13 protein-coding genes, 1 tRNA gene and 1 pseudogene are annotated in these 16,105 nt (G+C 64.0%); 6 read left to right on the forward strand and 9 right to left on the reverse strand.

Going from position 1 to position 16,105, the window contains the following annotated elements; translation table 11 throughout:
• Window positions 1–123 precede the first annotated feature (123 nt).
• The 5 genes from ACR9ZN_RS14905 to ACR9ZN_RS14925 all read right to left on the reverse strand — a co-directional run bounded on the left by ACR9ZN_RS14905 (window position 124) and on the right by ACR9ZN_RS14925 (window position 5,020).
• Window positions 124–1,326: a tetratricopeptide repeat protein gene (locus ACR9ZN_RS14905; protein ID WP_481272549.1), complete on the reverse strand. Its 1,203-nt coding sequence runs from the start codon at window positions 1,324–1,326 to the stop codon at window positions 124–126.
• Between the two features lie 216 nt (window positions 1,327–1,542).
• Window positions 1,543–2,904, reverse strand: a complete 1,362-nt coding sequence (gene gor / locus ACR9ZN_RS14910) for a glutathione-disulfide reductase (protein ID WP_481272550.1) — start codon at window positions 2,902–2,904, stop codon at window positions 1,543–1,545.
• Between the two features lie 244 nt (window positions 2,905–3,148).
• Window positions 3,149–3,793, reverse strand: a complete 645-nt coding sequence (locus ACR9ZN_RS14915; RefSeq protein WP_434957178.1) for a DUF2059 domain-containing protein — start codon at window positions 3,791–3,793, stop codon at window positions 3,149–3,151.
• A gap of 17 nt (window positions 3,794–3,810) precedes the next feature.
• On the reverse strand, window positions 3,811–4,509 hold the full coding sequence (gene rpiA, locus ACR9ZN_RS14920; RefSeq protein WP_454814680.1) for a ribose-5-phosphate isomerase RpiA: 699 nt from the start codon (window positions 4,507–4,509) through the stop codon (window positions 3,811–3,813).
• A 157-nt stretch (window positions 4,510–4,666) separates the two neighbouring features.
• Window positions 4,667–5,020 (reverse strand): hypothetical protein, encoded by a 354-nt coding sequence (locus ACR9ZN_RS14925; RefSeq protein ID WP_434957180.1) that lies wholly within the window; start codon window positions 5,018–5,020, stop codon window positions 4,667–4,669.
• Window positions 5,021–5,217: 197 nt separating this feature from the next.
• Here ACR9ZN_RS14925 and ACR9ZN_RS14930 point away from each other — a divergent pair, with 197 nt between their 5' ends.
• The 3 genes from ACR9ZN_RS14930 (at window position 5,218) to ACR9ZN_RS14940 (ending at window position 6,473) form a co-directional block, all read left to right on the forward strand.
• On the forward strand, window positions 5,218–5,916 hold the full coding sequence (locus ACR9ZN_RS14930) for an HAD family hydrolase (protein WP_434957181.1): 699 nt from the start codon (window positions 5,218–5,220) through the stop codon (window positions 5,914–5,916).
• Between the two features lie 13 nt (window positions 5,917–5,929).
• Window positions 5,930–6,004 (forward strand) — tRNA-Val (locus ACR9ZN_RS14935).
• A 193-nt stretch (window positions 6,005–6,197) separates the two neighbouring features.
• Window positions 6,198–6,473, forward strand: a complete 276-nt coding sequence (locus ACR9ZN_RS14940) for a hypothetical protein (RefSeq protein WP_481272551.1) — start codon at window positions 6,198–6,200, stop codon at window positions 6,471–6,473.
• Between the two features lie 128 nt (window positions 6,474–6,601).
• Here the strand turns inward: ACR9ZN_RS14940 and ACR9ZN_RS14945 are convergent, their stop codons facing one another.
• Window positions 6,602–7,540 carry a DMT family transporter gene (locus tag ACR9ZN_RS14945; protein WP_481272552.1) on the reverse strand — a complete coding sequence of 313 codons (939 nt, stop codon included), beginning with the start codon at window positions 7,538–7,540 and terminating at the stop codon, window positions 6,602–6,604.
• A 97-nt stretch (window positions 7,541–7,637) separates the two neighbouring features.
• On the opposite strand from ACR9ZN_RS14945, the gene ACR9ZN_RS14950 reads away from it, so the two are divergent.
• From ACR9ZN_RS14950 to ACR9ZN_RS14960, 3 genes are all read left to right on the forward strand, one after another.
• Window positions 7,638–8,261 carry a CGNR zinc finger domain-containing protein gene (locus ACR9ZN_RS14950; protein WP_481272553.1) on the forward strand — a complete coding sequence of 208 codons (624 nt, stop codon included), beginning with the start codon at window positions 7,638–7,640 and terminating at the stop codon, window positions 8,259–8,261.
• 174 nt (window positions 8,262–8,435) lie between these two features.
• Window positions 8,436–9,725, forward strand: a complete 1,290-nt coding sequence (locus ACR9ZN_RS14955; RefSeq protein WP_481272554.1) for a glycerate kinase type-2 family protein — start codon at window positions 8,436–8,438, stop codon at window positions 9,723–9,725.
• Window positions 9,726–9,982: 257 nt separating this feature from the next.
• Entirely contained in the window at window positions 9,983–11,842 is a 1,860-nt protein-coding gene (locus ACR9ZN_RS14960) for an ABC transporter ATP-binding protein (protein WP_481272555.1), read from the forward strand.
• 193 nt (window positions 11,843–12,035) lie between these two features.
• On the opposite strand, the gene ACR9ZN_RS14965 is transcribed toward ACR9ZN_RS14960, so the two are convergent.
• The 3 genes and pseudogenes from ACR9ZN_RS14965 to ACR9ZN_RS14975 form a co-directional block, all read right to left on the reverse strand.
• Entirely contained in the window at window positions 12,036–14,279 is a 2,244-nt protein-coding gene (locus ACR9ZN_RS14965; protein ID WP_481272556.1) for an MGH1-like glycoside hydrolase domain-containing protein, read from the reverse strand.
• 1 nt (window position 14,280) lies between these two features.
• A complete protein-coding gene (locus ACR9ZN_RS14970; protein WP_454814694.1) occupies window positions 14,281–15,336 on the reverse strand; it encodes an ABC transporter ATP-binding protein in 1,056 nt (351 codons plus the stop codon).
• Window positions 15,323–16,103, reverse strand: a pseudogene (locus tag ACR9ZN_RS14975) (ABC transporter permease). Before ACR9ZN_RS14975 ends, ACR9ZN_RS14970 begins: the two are co-directional and overlap by 14 nt.
• Window positions 16,104–16,105: the final 2 nt, after the last annotated feature.

The following is a 16,105-nucleotide window of genomic DNA, read 5'->3' on the forward strand; positions in this document are numbered from 1 at the left end:
AAGCCGCGGTTTTCAGTTCCATTTACGAAATCTTCGAGCAAATTTCGACAGTTTCCGACAAATCGCAGGGCGTGTCCGATACCAAGCCGCGTCGAGATCGGCTTTTCTCGGGAAGCCCTACCCTCAACTCTCCCGCCCCGCCAGGATCTTGAGTGCTTTCAAGGTCTCCCGATTGAGCGTGCCTCTGGTCGTGCCGCTGTAGAGGCCGCGATCGACCAGGATCGACTGTACCTCCATGCGGGTATCCAGATTCCAGGCGCCCCAATGATCGGTGAGCTGGTTGAAGCTGTATTCGTTGCCGGCAGCGAGCGCCCGCATCAGCCACAGCGCCGCCGCCTTGCCGTCGGCCGGAATGCCCGTGCCATTGGCATAGGCAAAGGCAAGGCCCGCCATGCCGTCTGTATTGCCGCGATCGGCGGCGAGCCGGTAATAGGTTACCGACTTGGCGTCATCCTTGGGTACGCCGTCGCCGCTGAGATAGGCATAGGCGATCTTCACCAGGGCATCGTCGTCACCCTGGTCGGCAGCTGCCTGGAACAGCGCCACCGCCCTGGCGCCGTCCTTCGGCACGCCCTGCCCGCTCTGATAAGCCAAAGCGAGATTGCGTGCGCCAGCCGGGTCGCCCTTGTCGGCCGCCGCCTGGAACTGCCGGGCCGCCTCGGCGAAATCCTGCGTGACGCCCTCGCCGTCCCGATAGAGAAAGCCCAGATTGACATTGGCGGTGGCCAGCCCCGCCTCCGCCGCTTTCTTGTAAAGTGCCAGGGCTTCAACCGGATCCACCTTCACGCCGCGCCCGACCTGATATTGATAGGCCAGGGAGTTGAGGCAATCGGCATCGCCCTTGTCGGCGCACAGCTTGAACAGGCGGTTTGCCTCGGCGTCATTGCTCGGAGTGCCGACGCCATCGCGCTCGCGCACGCCCGCCGAGAAGGCGGCGATCAGGCTGCCGAGATCGGCCGCCTTGCGATAGGCATCGAGAGCAGCCAGGTCGTTGCCGAGCTTTTCCTGGGCCCGGCCGAGCTGGAACTGAAAGCGCGCAACAGCAGGATAGCGGCTGACGGCCTCCTGGCAACGTGCCAGGGCCAATGTGCCGTCGAGCGTCTCCATGGCGACGCCATCCACCAGTTTCTGGCTGTCTTCGGGACTGGTGGCCAGGCGATCGCAATCGGTGATGGCCTCTTCCGACTGGGGTTGGGCGGGCACAACGCGCAAGGGAGAAACATGCCGCCCATGGGGCGGGGTGAGATTGAGTGCCGAAGCCGCGTTTGCCAGCAGAATCATGCTGGCCGTCACCACGCCGAACATTGCCAAAGGAGCCCGCATCATGCCCTCCCCGAACCGCCTGCCCTACCGCCCGTATGCGACTGGCCTTGGGTCAGGTCCCGCCACAGAGCAGGGCCGGCAACCTGCAACCGGGCAAAGCGTTCTCGCGATTTACGCGATTTAACGGAGTTGCCACGAATCGCAAAGACGCGTCGAAACAAAGAACCAGAGCAAAAGTGCGTTTTCGCCAAAATGCGCTTTGCTCTGGTAAAGACCAGCTTAGCGGACAGGGGTGCGCAGCGTCACCAATTCCTCGGCCGCGCTCGGATGCAGCGGCATGGTGGCATCGAAATCAGCCTTTGTCGCGCCCATCTTGACACTGATCGCCAGCAGTTGGGCCATTTCGGCAGCCCCCTCGCCCACGATATGCACGCCGAGAATTTTGTCGGTCACCTTATCGACCACCAGTTTCATGAAGACGCGATCGCCGCTGCCCGACAGGGTGGCCTTCATGGAGCGGAACGAGGTCTGGAAGATGGTGACACCGCCTCCGCATTTGGCACGCGCCTCATCCTCGCTCAACCCGACAGTACCGATTTCCGGGGTCGAGAACACGGCCGTCGGCACGAGGCGATGGTCCGCGAGCCAGGGCTTATGGCCGAAGACGCTATCGGCAAAGGCATGGCCTTCGCGAATGGCGACGGGGGTAAGATTGATGCGGTTGGTGACGTCACCCACCGCCCAGATTCCCGGCGCTGTGGTGCGCGACTGGTCGTCGACCGCGATGGCGCCGGCGGTATTGACCTCGACCCCCACCGTTTCGAGACCGAGCCCCGCGGTATTGGGCCTGCGCCCGGTCGCCACCATGATCTCGCCGACATGACGCGTCTGGCCGTTGGTGAGAACAACCCGCCGCCCGCCAGCCTTGTCCGCCTCGATACGTTTGAGATCGGTGCGGATCAGGACCTCGATGCCGGCTGCGCCCATCGCCTCCGTCAGTACCCGGCGGATATCGTCGTCAAAGCCACGCAGGATCGCCTCGCCGCGATAGACCAGGGTCACCTTCACGCCGAGACGCTGCAGCAGGCAGGCGAACTCGACCGCGATGTAGCCGCCACCGACGATGATCATCGTCTCAGGCAGGGCCGGCAGGTCGAAGACTTCGTTGGAGGTGATGGCAAGATCCGCGCCCGGCACGTTCGGCTTGACCGGTGCTCCGCCAGTCGCGATCAGGATCCGGCCGGCGGTGAAGCTGCGTCCGCCATCGAGCTGGATGGTATGCGGCCCGGTGATCTTGGCGCGGCTCGGGAAGGTCGCGACCGAGGATTTTTCCAGATTGGCCGAATAAGCGCGCTCCAGCCGGGTGATCTCGGCTTCCTTGGCGGCGACGAGCTTGGGCCAGGAAAATTCGGCCTGGGGTACCGTCCAGCCAAAGCCGGCCGCCTCGCGGAACTCGTCGGCGAAGCGGCTCGCCAGCACATAGAGTTTCTTGGGTACGCAGCCGCGGATCACGCAAGTGCCGCCGACCCTGAACTCTTCGGCGACAGCGACCCTGGCACCGTGGGAGGCCGCGATACGGGCCGCACGCACGCCGCCGGATCCGGCGCCGATCACAAACAGATCAAAGTCGAATTGCGACATGGTACCCGCCTGATTTCCGGAGCAAAGCGCGTTCACGCCGAACACCGCCTGCTCCAACTCGTCGTTTCCAGCCAAACCAGCGGATTGGCCACAGCGTCTTTGCGATTCTCGCCGATTCCGGCAAATCGCCCCCTTCGTGCCCAGCCGGCTGGTAAAGGCCTAAGGGGCATTCGAAGGAGGCCTGAACGTAAGAAGCGGGACTGATGTGATCAATCCCGCTTCCCGACAATGCTGATATTCGGATTTATTGGGCCGGTGCAGCGGGCTTATCGGCTGCGGCCGGCGCGTCACCGGGCGCGTCGGTCGGCGACGGGCCGAGCTTGCCGCCCTTCTTCTCCACCTCTTCGCGCACCCGCTTCATCACCCCGTCCTGCAAATCGCGCGTCCAGCCCTGCACCACGGGCATCGAGTCGCGCAGAATGACCTGCTGCTGGGTAGCGAGCTTTTTGCCGACCGGGCTCTCATAGAAAGTGATCAGCTGCTTGAGCTCGTCCTCGCTGAAACGCGTGGTGTAGAACTTGGCGAGGCTGTTATCGAGCTCGCCCCGCCTCTTCATAAATTCGGGTACCAGCGAGATCGCGGCCTCGTTGATGATCTGGCTGAGCTCGGGACGCTGGCCGGCATATATGGCGGTCGCCTGCTGCAGATATTGCGGAATGATGTCGTCGAAACCGACGGTGAGGCCGGAGGCCTTCAGGAACTGCACGGCCGTCGCCAATTGCTCGGGCGTGGGCTGGGCGGTGTTGCCCGTGGGCACCTCGGCCGTAGGCGCCGGCGTGGCATTTTGCGCCGAAGCCGGCAGCACAGCAGCGCTTGCAAGCAGTCCGGCGACCATGGCGGCGGCCAAGACGCGGACCTGCCCACAAACATGGCGTTGACGAAGCATCATGGAACTCCCATCACAAATCAGGCTGGCCCGATGAAGCGGACTCCCGAAGAGCCGGCGACATAAGCGCCCTTGGCATATCCGAGAAACAGTCCGTGTTCGACGACACCGGGAATGGTGGACAGGCCCGCCGCCAAGGCAACGGGATCGGGGATCTGTTGAAAGTGGCAATCAAGAATGTGGTGCCCGCCATCCGTGACGAAAACAAGGCCATCGGACTGCTGACGCAGGCGCAATTCACCGGAAAGTCCAAGTTTTGCGGCAATATGCTCGACTGCCGCCCGGGTTGCGCCGAAACCAAAGGGAATGACCTCGACCGGCAGCGGAAAGCGCCCGAGCATCGGGACGACCTTGGATTCGTCGGCGATCACCAGCATCGAAGCCGCCGCCGCGGCGACGATCTTCTCGCGCAGCAACGCGCCGCCACCGCCCTTGATCAGCCCGAGAGCCGGACCGATCTCGTCAGCCCCATCGACGGCCAGATCGAGTTCGGGCGTCTCGTCGAGCGTGGTCAGGGGAATGCCGAGGCTCTTGGCCTGATCGTGGGTGAATTCGGATGCCGGCACACAAATGACATCAAGCCCGTCGCGTACCTTCTCGCCCAGCAGGTCGACGAAATGCTTGGCCGTCGAGCCATGGCCCAGGCCCAGCCGCATGCCACTTTCGACATGGGCGAGCGCGGCTCGGGCTGCTTCGCGCTTCATGTCGTCAGGGTTCATGGCAACCTTGTGCTGTTCGGGTTATCGGGTGGCGGTTATAACGGCTTTGCTGCCGATTGCATCAGTTAAGTTTGAGAAGCAAGGGGCTAGACACAAGGAAAATCGGCCCCACCCCTTCTACCAAGTGAGCCGGCCATGCGCCGATTGCAGCCTTTGCCTATTTACCCGGCGGCGTGCAGATGACCTGATCCTTCCAGACATAGCACACGCTCATCGTGCCGGTGCGCTGCTCAACCCGGAACACCGAACTCTCGCGCTCATGGCTGGAGGCGATCAGCGTGTAGTCGCCGGGCTCCTGCTTGCCGGCCCCTTCACCGGCCGGAAAACAAAGGGTGACACCGGTGTTGTCCTCCTTGACGCCATATTGGCAGGCTCCCACCTCGCCGGTCAGTCGGTCGACCCGGTAGATCCGGTTGAGGTCCTTTTGCGGCGCCGCGACGAAGACATAGTCGGCGGCAAGCGCGGGACCGGCGGTGAGAAGAAGGGCAGCAAGGCCTAGCGAACTCTTCATGATGACTGGCTCATCGTTTCCTCGGCGGAGCACATCGTCCCGAATGCCTGGGGCGTCGTGTCACACGCCCTAGTCAGGCGTGATCGAAGCCGGTTACATTCATATCGACGATAGGGTCCTATCTCGAATCGTGAATTTTCGAATCTCCGCTTGCCACCCAGACATGGCATTTTCCAGACCAAGCCGGAAAGAACAGCATGATGCAGCCGCGGACAGCGATCTTCGATCTCGACGGAACATTGGTGGACAGTGCCCGCGATCTGATGGGAACGCTGAACTTCATCCTGGCCCGCGAAGGGCTGCCCGCCCTGCCGGTCGAAAAAGCGCATAGCCTCTTGGGCGCCGGTGCCCGTGCCCTGCTGGAACGCGGTTTTGCCGAATGCGGCCAGACCATCGAACCCGCCCGCATGGATGTGCTCTATGGCGACTTCCTCGACTATTACGGCGAGCATCTGGCCGATGAGACGGTGGCCTTCGACGGTGTCGAAGAAGCCTTGCAAACGCTCAAGGCGCGAGGCTGGGTGCTCGGCGTGTGCACCAACAAGGTCACCGAACATTCGGTGCGCCTGATCGAAGCCTTGAAGCTGGCCCCCTATTTCAGCGCGATTTGCGGGCGCGACGCCTTTGCCTGGTTCAAGCCCGATCCGCGCCATCTCACTCTCTCGATCGAAGCTGCCGGCGGTGATCCCGCCCACGCCATCATGGTGGGCGATAGCAAGACCGACATCGATACGGCGCTGCGTGCCGGCCTGCCTTCGGTCTGCGTGGATTTCGGCTATACCGACATTCCTGCCACCCAATTGGGGGCAACACGCGTCATTTCTCACTTCGATGAACTGATTTCTGCGATCGATGCGATTACCGGCTTGACAGCGCAGCCGGCTTTATCCAAATAGGCCTTCCCTTCGGGGGCGCGTAGCTCAGCGGGAGAGCACTCCCTTCACACGGGAGGGGTCACAGGTTCAATCCCTGTCGCGCCCACCATTCAAACTCCGCAAGTCCATCGCCCGGTAGCTGTATTCATCGCCCTGTTTTAAGGGTCGGTGCAATGGATCAATTTGCGGGCCTGCTTCGATATACATCGTCATCCCATGCGGAACTTTCTCCCTGCCCATGCGTTCAATCGAGCGTTTCGATCAAATGCGTGTTTTTCGTTTCATTTCGACAGGAGAGGCCCATGAGATTTCTTATTGCCGCCGCCATCGCCCTAGGCGCCACCTTTGCCCTCGCCGGGCCTTCCTCAGCCATGCCTGTGTCTCAGCCGGACAATCCCTCGCTCGTGCAGACCGTCAGGGACCGGACCTGCAACGCCCCGTCCCGCACTGCCCGCTGCAAGTGGTATGGCATGCCGGGCGTGCATCGCGGGCCGCGCTGGCTGCGCCAGCATGGCGGTGAAGGCTATCGGCATCGCCATCACCAGCGCCGGCATTATCGCCACCATTGGCGCACCTGACCTTTCTCAGGGACTCCGACGAAGCCCTTGACTGGAGCAAAGTGCGATTTACGCCACTTTGCTCCAACTTCCTGTTTTGACACCTTTTCCGATCCGAGACGTCCGAGCTAAAGGTCCGCCCTGGCTCTTCAGTTCGTGGCGGGTTTCAGCTGCGATTTCGGCTTGGGTTCGGCCATGGCCAAGCCAGCCCCTGCCAGCATCACCGCCATGCCGAGCATGTCGAACAGGTGAATCTGTTCGCCGAAGCACACCATGCCGAGTAGCACGGCGATGATGGGCGAGACGAAGGCATAGGTTCCGGCCCGCGTGGCGCCGATTTCCCTGAGAAGCGTCATGTAGATGGTGTAGCCGATCAGCGAGCCAAACAGCACGAGAAACAGCCATCCCGCCCAGGCCGCTGCGCCCCATTGTCCCGCCAGGGCAGGAATTGCCCCCGGCTCGCCGGCGAGCGACAAGCCCAGCAGCAGCAGGCCGCCGAAGAGAGTGGTGCTGGCGGCCACGAAGGTCGAGGAGTAGAGCCGCAGCAAGGGACGCGCGACCACCGAACCCCAGCCATAGACCACGGCCGCCCATGATACCGCCGCCGCCCCTGCGAGACGCAACCCCGCGCCATCGCCCGCCGTAACGGACCAGTTTCGAAGCGCAGTCGGCCCGAACAGGATGGCCAGTCCCACCACTCCGAGAACCAGGGCACCGAAACGCCGCCTGTCGAAGCTTTCTTCCCGCAGTCCGAGCGCAAAGGCCATCAGCGCGATCGGGGTCAGCGACATTTCGAGCACGGCCGCCGTGCCCGAATCGACATGCGCCACGCCCCAAAACAGCGCCGCGTAACACAGCGTGATCATCAGCAGGCTGGTGGCTGCGAGGCGGGGCAGGTCCCGCCATGCCAGTCGCGGCAATCCTTCACGCCAAGTCGCGAATCCCAGCAGAAGCACGCCGGCAGCGATGAAGCGGGTTCCAGCGAACAGCAAAGGCGGCACCGCCTCCACGCCGGCCTTGATGCCGATCCAGGTGGTTCCCCAGATCACACAAAGAACCAGGAACAGCAGTGTGGTGCGGCTGGGCATGGTGAAACCTCCGTCGACTTGTTGTAACGGTTATATATCATTATAATCGTTACAATGCACCCTTGAGTTTCGAGCCTGGGCGCTGGAAAGTGCGAAGATGAGCCAGAACAAGACCATTGCCGCCGCCCGCCTCGTCGGCGGACATCCGGCCTTGGACTTCGTCAACACGGTCGACGCGTGGCGCGATCGATGGGGGCCGGACCTGCTCGTCTCCTATGACGACCTCCTCACCTGGGCCGAACGTGTCGACCTCATCGATTCGGCCCTTTCGGCCCACCTGCGGCACCATGCCGATACTGAGCCGGCCGAGGCGGACGCGGCGTTGATGCGGGTCCGAGCCCTGCGCACGACGTTGAGAAATCTCTTCCTCGCCGAAACCATGGGCGAAGCGGCACGCGAGGAGGATGGCGCTCGCCTCAATGGCGTGCTGCGGAGCGCCAACCATCAGCGCGAATTGCGTCTGGTCGCCGGCTCTTTCGAATGGGGATGGCGCGAGGGCGAGGATCTCGACGCGATTCTCCATCGCATCGCCTTCGCCGCAGCCGACCTGCTCACCAGCCGCAACGGACGCCGGGATGTGCGGGAATGCCATGGCATCAATTGCGGCTGGCTGTTCCTCGACACCTCGCGCGGCGGGCGCCGGCAATGGTGCTCGGAAGAGGCCTGCGGCACCCATATGCGCGTGCGTCGCTTTCGAGAAAGAGGCGGCCCGAGATCCTGACCGCCGGCGGATTTTAAATTTACCGGCAATGGGCTGGCTTCACCGCGGCTCCATGGGTTAAGGGACATGGCAAGCCATCGCCGCCAAGACATCGCGAAGGTAGACGCAAGAACAAGTATGGAGCACGACGCGTTTTCTCATCCGCGTCCTGCCGCGAGGGAGCCCGAAGCCGCAATGCCTGACCGTGTCGATGCCCGCCGCCAGACTCTCGACGCCATTTTCACGGGAGCGGTCGCCGCGTCCCATCCGGCAGCCTTCCTGCCACAACACCTGCCGCCACCGCCCACCGCGGGACGTCTGATCCTGCTCGCTGCCGGCAAGGCAGCCGGCAGCATGGCTGAGATCGCCGAGGCCCATTACACCGCACTCGGCATCCCAGCCGACCGCATCACCGGCGTGGCGGTGGCCCGTCATGGCTATGGCCGCCCTCTCAAAACCCTGCCGATGATCGAGGCCGGCCACCCCGTACCGGACCAGGGCAGCATCGACGGCGCCGAGCGTGCGCTCGCCTTGGCGGCCGAGGCGGGCGAGGACGACCTTGTCCTGGTCCTGCTCTCGGGTGGCGCTTCCGCCAACTGGGTGGCACCCGCCGGCGCCCTCACCCTGGACGACAAGCGCGCCATCACCCGCCATCTGCTGCGCTCCGGCGCCGCCATAGGCGAGATCAACGCCCTGCGCAAACGCCTGTCGCGCATCAAGGGTGGGCGCCTGGCCCAGGCCGCCTACCCGGCTCGTCTCCTCACCCTTGCCGTCTCGGACGTGCCGGGCGACGATCCCGCCGTGATCGGATCCGGCCCCACCGTGCCCGATCCCGTCAGCAATGCCGAGGCCCTCGCCATTGCCGAACGCTTCAACACGCCTCTCGGCGCCGCCCGTGCCCTCTTCGAGGATGCCGGCAACGAGACACCCAAGCCTGGCGACGCCGTGTTCGCCCGCAGCGAGTTTCGCATCGTCGTCACCCCCGGCGACATGATCGCGGCGGCGACCGCCCTTGCCGAGCAGCATGGCTACGAGCCGGTCGTGCTCGGCGCCAATGTCGAGGGCGAGGCCCGGCAGGTCGCCGCCGACCAGGCCCGGCAGGCGCGCGCACTGAAGGCCTCCGGCCGCCGAGCCGCCCTGATCTCCGGTGGAGAGTTGACGGTGACCATCACCGGCAAGGGTCGCGGTGGCCCGAACCAGGAATTCAGCCTGGCCCTTGCCCTCGCCCTCGACGGCGAAACGGGTATCAGCGCGCTCGCCGCCGACACGGACGGCACCGATGGTGGCGGTGGTCTCGCCACCGATCCGGCCGGCGCCATCATCGACGAAACCACGCTCGCCCGAGCCCGCGCTGCCGGGATCGATCCGGCCGCCTATCTTGCCGACAACGACTCGACCGGCTTCTTCGAAGCCATCGGCGATCTCGTCGCACCCGGCCCGACCTTTACCAACGTCAACGACCTCCGGGTCATCCTGGTGGGCTGAGGCAGGAAGCGCTGGTCGTCCCGTGCGCGTTGCGACACGCAGTGTCGCGGTGCAGACACGGGACCCCTTGGGGATAAATCATCCCCACCCTCTTGCGATCCCGGATCTGCGAAGCGGCACTACGCGCCGCATCGCGTCCGGGATGACGAGGCCCTCCCCACAGCAAGAAGGCTGGCGCGACTCGTAATTTGACCTGAAACTGGTGATTTGGTGTCGCTTCGAAGCGATTCCGACATTGTTTCAAGGTCATATTTTCGATGTTTGCGCGCTTATTCCGGTTTTTCGAAAGCCGCATAGATGTATTCGCCGCTTTCGACGAGCATGACACGCCCCCCACGGGGGTGTGGCGTTTCATGTGGCATCACCTCAAGCCTGTAAAGGGCTGGCTCCTCGCCATCATGGCGATCGAACTGGCCTTCAGCGGCGTGGAGGCCGGCATCTATCTGATGGTCGGCTGGTTCGTGGACCTGCTCAACAAGGGATCGCCGCAGACCCTGCTGCAGGATCATGGCCTATTGCTTGCCGGCGCCCTGTTCGTGGTGCTGTTCCTGCGGCCGGTCCTGTTTTTCGTGACCCAGGCCGTCACCAATCTGATCGTGGTACCGCCACTCACCAACCAGATCCGCTGGCGCAACCACATCTACACGCTCGGCCACTCGCTCACCTATTTCCAGAACGATTTCGCCGGGCGCCTATCGGCGCGCGTGATCCAGGCCGGACAATCGATCCGCTCGGCCATCATCGCGGTGATCGGCGACCTCTGGTATGCCTTGGTCTTTGCCGGGGTCACCATCGGTTTTTTCGGCTCGGTCGATGCCTGGCTGGTGCTGCCCGTCCTCGTCTGGCTGGCAGCCTATGCCACGCTGCTCTCCTTTTTCGTGCCACGCGCTCTGAAGCGCTCGGAAGCCAATTCCCTCGGCCGCTCAACCACGACAGGCCGCATCGTCGATTCCTACACCAACATCCTCACCGTCAAGCTGTTCGCCCGTTCCGATCTCGAACGCTCGGCGGTCAAGGAAGCACTCAAGCGCTGGAACGAGAGCTTCCTCGACCTGATGCGACTCATTCTTGGCGCCAGCTTCGTCCTGCAGGTGCTCAACAGCCTGCTGCTGGTGGTCATCGCCGGCATGATCCTCGTGCTGTGGAGCCAGGCAAGCATGACGGCCGGCGCCGGCGCGGCGGCCCTCACCTTGGTGCTTCGGCTGATCCAGCTTTCGGGCTGGTTGATGTATCTGATCCGCGACGTCTTCGAGAATATCGGCGCCGTGCAGGAAAGCATGCTCACCATCGCCAAGCCGCATGACCTCGTCGACGCCCCGGATGCCGCCACACTCTCGGTGCCTCGCGGCAAAATCGTCTTCGAGCATGTCCGTTTCGGCTATGGCGGAACGCTGCCGGTGTTCTCGGATCTTTCGCTCACCATTCGTGCCGGCGAGAAGGTCGGCATCGTCGGCCCGTCCGGCGCTGGCAAGTCGACGCTCGTCAACCTGCTGCTGCGCCTCTATGCGATCCAATCGGGTCGGATCCTGATCGACGGGCAGGACATTGCCGGCGTCACCCAGGACAGCCTGCGCCGGCATATCGGCGTGGTGACGCAGGACAATTCGCTGCTGCATCGCTCCATCCAGGACAACATCGCCTATGGGCGTATGGAAGCGAACCAGGATGCCATCGAGGATGCGGCGAGGCAGGCCGCTGCACATGACTTCATCGTCACGCTCGGGGACCAGGATGGTCGCGCCGGCTATGAGTCGCGCGTGGGCGAGCGCGGCGTGAAGCTCTCCGGCGGGCAGCGCCAGCGCATCACCATCGCCCGCGTGCTGCTCAAGGATGCGCCCATCCTGGTACTGGACGAAGCGACCTCCGCGCTCGATTCAGAGGTAGAGGCAACGATCCAGGGCCAGCTTCGCCGCCTGATGCATGACAAGACCGTGCTGGCCATCGCCCATCGTCTGTCGACGATCGCGGAACTCGACCGGCTGATCGTGCTCGATGGCGGCCGCATCGTCGAACAGGGGCGGCATGAGGATCTGATCGAACGCGACGGCCTCTATGCCAGGCTGTGGCGACGCCAGTCCGGCGGCTTCCTGGCTTTGGAAGATAGTTCGGCAGCCTGAGGCAATGTCGAAAAAATGCATTCGTCATCCCCGGCTGAGCCGCTCGCGAGCGCAGCGAGAGAGGGCGAAGGGAAGGGGATCCAGGAGCCGAAGGGAACAGCCCTTGGCCCCTGGATCCCCTTCCCGGGGTCTTTGACCCCGCCGGGGATGACAATCCGTTCGATTCAATTATCGAGGAACGGCTCCTCCAGCCTCATGGCTGCATTGACTTGATTGGCGCACGCCACCGCAGCTCGAAATCAACCGCCTTGGCACTCGCGGGAAGGCTAACCCGGAGGCCACCGTCCTCCGTGGTTGCAACCACCTCGCCGTCGAGGCTCGCCTGAGGCTTCATCCCGGCACGAAGATACGGGAAGCGCAGGGAGCATGCTCTTTCCAGCGGCGGCAATCGCAACGATATCGCACCGGCAGCAATCGAGAGCTGGCAGATCCGGCCGGCGACATCGGTGTCCAGCAGAGTGCGCTCGCCCTGGATCAGGCTCAGGCGGCCCTGCGAAATAGCGAGGCGAACCTGTCCCATCGGGCTTGCGAAAGGCCCGAACTCGCCCTCCGAACCCGGATTGGCGATCTCCCAGCCATGCCAGGGCGTGACGTCGGTCACCGCGGCGATGCCGAGCTTGGCCATCAGCGCCCCCCAGCTGTAGAAGCGCTCGGTGTCGGGCTGGTCGAGCGGCTCACCCGTCTCGGCATTGTAGTTTTCCGGGCAGATGCGGCGGCTTTCCCAGACGGAGCGGAACAGGGCGAAACTGCGCTGGGCTAGAGCTGAGGCCCTGTCGTCGAGACCGTAGCGCCGCAGCCCGTGATAGACGAGATAGTTGAAGGGTGGCCAGATCCGGCCACGCCAATAGGAATTGTCGCCGAAGGCAGGATCCGCACGGCTGACGCCGGGGATGACCGGGTCACCGCCAAAGGCCATCGGATCGTCGAGATGCTCACACAACCGGCCGACCTGCTCGGGCGTCGCCGCGCTGGCAATCAGAGGATAGAAACTGGTCGGCGCCAGGCTTTTCACGAAGCCACCACCACACCGGCGATTGGCGAAGATGCCACGCTCGCCATCCCATAAAGTCTCGCGAATACGAGCTTTCGTGGCTTCGGCGCGAGCGAAATGGACAACCGCCTCCGCCTCACGCCCCAGTTCCGCGGCCATCAAGGCGAGCATTTCGGCATCGAGGGCCAGCAGGCTGTTGAGGCCGACATCCCAGCTATCGAGCGTGCGCGTGACTTTGTCGTAGCAGGCCTCATCGTGGACAGGCGAATTGTCCATTGCCGATTCATTGCGGGCCCCGAAATGGGTGCCCTTGTAGAGGCCCTCGCCCACATCCGAGGTGCCGAAGGAGGCAAGGCCCGTCCCGCCCGGATCGCGTTCTCGCCACCACCAGGCATGATTACGGGCCAGCGTGGCATAGGCACCCTCGATCAGGTCTCGGGCGCGATGGCGCAGATAGAGTTGCCAGACCACGAAGCCGCCGATGGGGCTTTGGCTGCGGTCGACCCAGGCGTCATTCGCCGTCAGCAGGCAGGGCAGATTGCCCTGCGGCGTCGCGCCCGAAAACACGGCAGCGAGATTATCGCGCGCCAGGCCGGCATCGAGCTCGCCGGCCATCAGGGCAGCATAGAACTGGTCGTTCAGCCAGACGCCGAAGCCGCCGAATTTCCCAAGGTCCCAGTTGCGGCTGATGGCGGTATAGGGGCGCTGGTTGATGCCGTCCCAGATCGTGTTCCAGGCGACGACGTCGCGTAGCGCCGCCAGGGCGACAGCGGGCTCGCCTTCAGCTTGGGGCGGCACCACCTCAGGCCGCGCCAGCAGGGCCCGCGCCTGGGTGATCGCAAGATCCTGCCTGTCGGCAATCGCGAGTGCGAAGCGATTGTCGCGCATCATTTCCAGGTTGAAGCGCAGCACGAGGACCGGCGCCGCCTCGGCCCGGGAAGCGGTATGGAAATAGCCGTGCGTTTCGTAGTCCTGCATCGCGTCGGCGAGGCAAGCGTGGCCGGTCACCTGCACGGCTGGTTCCTCGCTGACGAGCGCCGCGAAGCGGTGCTCGACACGGATGATGGCAGCGCCGTGCGTTTCGTCGAAACGAACCTCCTCGCCGTTATCCGACGAGAGGCAGAGATTGATCCAGAAGCGCAAACCCCATTCGCCGGTCTTGGCCGTCTGCCAGCTGCCTGTAAGGCTGAAGGGATCGGGTTTGGTGTAACGCCAGTCGAGGGTGGTTCCGGCGTGGGAGAGTTGGAGCTCCACCAGCGAGGCATCGAGGGCGTGCCGCCCCAGCGCGACGGCATCGCCCGGCTCGAACAGGCAGGCCTTGCCCGTGCTGGCCGCGAAGGCAAGCGGGGTGAGCCGGAGGCCGAGCGGCAGGAACACCATTTCCGCCGGCCGCGACGACCAGCTGTTCCAGGCGCGTTCGAGAGGAATGTTGAGGCTTACCGGCATGTCAGGCCTGCAGCAGCACGGTGTTGGCCGGCGACCAGGCCAGCGTGATGGCCTGCCCGGGCGAGACCGACGAGATCTCCCGGTTCTGCGACAGGACCTTGATGTCGCTGCCACCAGGCCCTTCGGCGATGAAGGTCGAGACAGCGCCCGCATAGATGATCTCGCGTATCCTCGTGGCGAAGACATTGTCGCCCTCGGGTCTTTCTCCGGGCGCGAGAAGTCGCATTTTCTCGGGTCGCACCGCCGCCGTGGCCTGGCTGCCGGGGCTCGGCAGCCCATCGTCCGTGCGAATGACGCCGCTCCCGATCGCGATCCCCTCACCGGTCACGCTGCCCTCGAAGAAATTGGTGTCTCCCAGGAAGGAGGCGGCAAAACGGGTGCGTGGGCGCTCATAGATCTCGAGCGGCGCCCCCTCCTGCACGATGCGCCCGCCATCGAGGATGGCCACCGTGTCTGATAGTGTCAGCGCCTCCTCCTGGTCATGGGTAACGAAAATGGTGGTGAGCCCGCTCTCGCGCTGGATGCGGCGCAGCTCGATCTGCATGTCCTGGCGCAGGCGCCTGTCGAGCGCGGACAGTGGCTCGTCCAGGAGGAGAACCCTCGGCTTGGTCACGATGGCGCGGGCCAGCGCCACGCGCTGCTGCTGGCCGCCCGAAAGCTGCTTGGGCTTGCGCTGCTCGAAGCCGGTGAGATGAACCATCTCCAGCACCCGGGCCACCTCCTTGCGTGCCGCCTCGCCGCGGATGCCCTGGCGGTTGAGCCCGAAGATGACATTGTCGAAAACGCTCATATGCGGGAACAACGCATAGGACTGGAACACCATGCCGATCTTGCGCTGCCATAGGGCGACCCCGGTGACGTCCTCGCCCCCGAACAGGATGCGCCCCTCATCGGGGTCGACGAAGCCGCCGATGATGCGCAGCAGCGTGGTCTTGCCGGAGCCCGAAGGGCCGAGCAGGCTGGTGAACTCGCCCGCCTTGAAGGCGGTGCTCACCTTGTCGAGCACCCGCAGGGACCCATAGTCCTTGCTGATCGAAGCGACTTCAACGCCGATCACGACTGCCTCCCAGATTGGACAATTGGGCGAAGATCAGCACGAGAACGGCCGAGACGCCGAGGAAGATGGCGGAGATCGCATTGATCTCCGGCGTGAAGCCCTTGCGGATCGAGGTATAGATCTCGACCGGCAAGGTGGAGACGCCTGGTGTGGCCAGGAAATAGGAGACCACGAACTGGTCCAGCGAAACCGCGAAGGCGAACAGCAGGGCCGCGATGATGCTCGGCGCCAGCAAAGGCAGCGTCACCGCAAAGAAGGCATGAATCGGCGTCGATCCCAGAACTCATCGCCGCCTCCTCGAGATCGGCCCGCAATGTCTGCATGCCGGTGCCGACGATCAGGACGACATAGGGGATGGCCAGGGCGACATGGCCGATCAGCATGGCATGCAGGCCGCGCCCGATGCCCGTCCAGAAGAAGAACACCAACATGGCCGTGCCGGTGATCAGCCAGGGAATGGCGATCGGCGGCAGCAGCAGCACCTTGAGCAGCGACTGCCCCCGGAAAGTGCGGCGGTTGAGGGCAAGCGAGGCCAGCGTGCCCACGGCCGTGGCGATGATCGACGTTGCCAGGGCAATCAGCAGGCTGTTGTAGGTGGCCGAGAGCAGCGGCCCGTTCTCGGCCAACACGCCGAACCAGTGGAAGGTCGGCTCGATCGGCAGGGTGTAGAGGGGCGAGGCGTTGAAGGCCATCACCACCATCACCGCGATGGGCAGATAGAGGAAGATCAGGGTGGCGGCGAGGAAGGTACGGCCGAGAGCGATCATGG

It is taken from the genome of Labrys sp. HAY1-8F (assembly GCF_056754975.1).